The sequence below is a fragment of the Pseudomonas sp. K5002 genome (genome assembly GCF_013386655.1).
Taxonomy (GTDB): domain Bacteria; phylum Pseudomonadota; class Gammaproteobacteria; order Pseudomonadales; family Pseudomonadaceae; genus Aquipseudomonas.
The window spans coordinates 1-2,600 of record NZ_JACARK010000744.1; the positions used below are offsets into that span (position 1 = coordinate 1).

General features: G+C 63.2%; 2 protein-coding genes. Both read left to right on the plus strand.

Annotation, left to right across the window (positions count from 1 at the left end):
* A partial coding sequence (glgA, locus tag HX846_RS27555; RefSeq protein ID WP_178966500.1) for a glycogen synthase GlgA occupies window positions 1–1,103 on the plus strand: 1,103 nt, incomplete at its 5' end.
* Between the two features lie 16 nt (window positions 1,104–1,119).
* Window positions 1,120–2,600 (plus strand): malto-oligosyltrehalose trehalohydrolase (gene treZ, locus HX846_RS27560; protein WP_178966501.1); only part of this gene is annotated, 1,481 nt, incomplete at its 3' end.

The following is a 2,600-nucleotide window of genomic DNA, read 5'->3' on the forward strand; positions in this document are numbered from 1 at the left end:
CCCGCCTGGGCCTGGCCGCCGCCGATATTGCCGCCAACCTGGCGCAGATCCACTGGTGCCCGGACCTGGTGCACGCCCATGACTGGCCAGCAGGCCTGGCGCCAGCCTATATGCACTGGCGTGGGTCACGCACTCCAACGCTGTTCACCATTCATAACCTCGCCTACCAGGGCGTGGTCAGCCTGGCCTCGTGCCCGGAGCTGGGGATTCCCGAACACGCCTTGCAGCAAGAAGGCATGGAGTTCTACGGCAAGCTGTCATTCCTGAAGGCCGGCATGGCGTATTCCAGCCATATCACCACGGTCAGCGCCACCTACGCCCAGGAAATCACCACCCCCGAATTTGGCTGCGGTCTGGATGGCTTTCTCGCCAGCAAGACCCAGCAAGGCTTGCTCAGCGGCATTCCCAACGGCATTGATGAAAGCTGGGAGTCGTCCACCGACCCGCACCTGACCCACCCTTTCAACATTGGTGACTGGGAAGGCAAGGCACAGAACGCCGCCCATGTGCGCAACCTGTTTGGCTTGCACGACTCCACCGGCCCGCTGTTCGCCGTGGTATCGCGCCTGGTCTACCAGAAAGGCCTGGACCTGACCGAGGCGGTCGCCAGTTTCATCGTCGAAAATGGCGGCCAGATCGCGATCATCGGTCGCGGCGAGCCGGAAGAAGAACAAGCCATGCGTGCCCTGGCCCTGCGCTTTCCCGGCCAGATCGGCGTGCGCATCGGCTTCAACGAGACCGACGCGCGCCGCATGTTCGCCGGCAGCGACTTCCTGCTGATGCCGTCCCGTTATGAACCGTGCGGCCTGAGCCAGATGTATGCCCAGCGCTTCGGCTCGTTGCCGGTCGCTCGCAACACCGGCGGCCTGGCCGACACCATCGAGGATGGCGTCACCGGCTTCCTGTTCAACGAATCCACTGTCGAAAGCTACGAAGCGGCCCTGAGCCGCGCGTTCAAGGTCTTCGCCTTCCCAGGCTTGCTCAACGCCATGCGTTGCCGGGCTATGGCCGCACCGTTCAACTGGTGCCAGGCAGTGGAACCCTATGCCGAACTTTATGAGCAACTGGTAGCGAAAGCGCTGGGAAGATCGGGGAAACAGTAAAAAGAGGTCTTCATAGATGCCGTCACGGACTCTGGAAACCTGGCCCCACGGCGCGATCATGCTGGATGCGGAACACACCCGCTTCGCGTTATGGGCGCCAGACGCGTTTTATGTCAGCGTTGAATTTGAGGAAGGAAAATCGGTAGCGATGCTGCCCCAGGCCGATGGCTGGTTTGTGGTGCAGCTGCAATGCCCGCCGGGCACCCGCTACCGCTACAACATCGACGGCGAACAGGACGTTCCCGACCCGGCTTCCCGGGCACAGGCCACGGACGTTCACGGCTTCAGCGTGGTGGTCGACCCCCTGGCCTATCAGTGGCGCCAAAGCCACTGGCAAGGCCGGCCGTGGCACGAAGCGGTGATCTACGAGATACACGTGGGCGTACTGGGGGGCTACGCCGAGGTCGAGAAACAACTTCCGCGTCTCGCCGAACTGGGGGTCACCGCCATTGAGCTGATGCCCATCGCGCAATTCCCCGGCGAACGCAACTGGGGTTACGACGGTGTCCTGCCCTACGCTCCCCAATCCTCCTATGGTTCGCCCGAGCAGCTCAAACAGCTGATCGACAGTGCGCACCACTATGGCCTCGCGGTAATCCTCGATGTGGTCTACAACCACTTCGGCCCCGACGGCAACTACCTCGGCACCTACGCCAAGGGTTTCTTTCGCGAAGACGTGCACACGCCCTGGGGCGCGGGCATCGACTTTGATCGCCGGGAGGTCCGGGATTTCTTCATCGACAACGCCCTGATGTGGCTGCTGGAATACCGCTTCGACGGCCTGCGCCTGGACGCCGTGCACGCCATCAACGATCCCGAATTTCTGCAGGAGCTGGCGCAAAAAGTACGCCAGCAAGTCGACACGGGGCGGCATGTGTGGCTGGTGCTGGAAAACGAATTCAACCAGGCCAGCCTGCTGGAAAGCGGTTTCGACGCCCAGTGGAACGATGACGGCCACAACGCCCTGCACGTGCTGCTCACCGGCGAAACCGACGCCTACTACAGCGATTTCGCCCAGGACCCCACGGGAAAACTGGCGCGCTGCCTGAGCGAAGGATTTATCTACCAGGGCCACACCACGCGCCACGGCCACACGCGCGGCGAGCCCAGCGGGCACCTGCCGCCCAGCGCCTTTGTGCTGTTCCTGCAGAACCACGACCAGATCGGTAACCGCGCCCTGGGCGAACGCCTGCATCAACTGTGTTCGCCCCAGGCCCTGAGCGCCGCGACGACCTTGCTGCTGATGTCGCCGATGATCCCGCTGATGTTCATGGGCGATGAAGTCAACGCCGAGGAGCCGTTCCTGTTCTTCACCGACCATCACGGCGAACTGGCCGAGGCGGTACGTGAAGGCCGGCGCAATGAGTTTGCCGACTTCGCCGCGTTCAGCGACCCCGAACGCCGCGAACGCATTCCCGACCCCAACTCCCTGCAGACCTTCCGCCGCTCGGCACCCGCTCTCGCCGACTGCGGCGACTCGCAGCTCTACCGGCACCT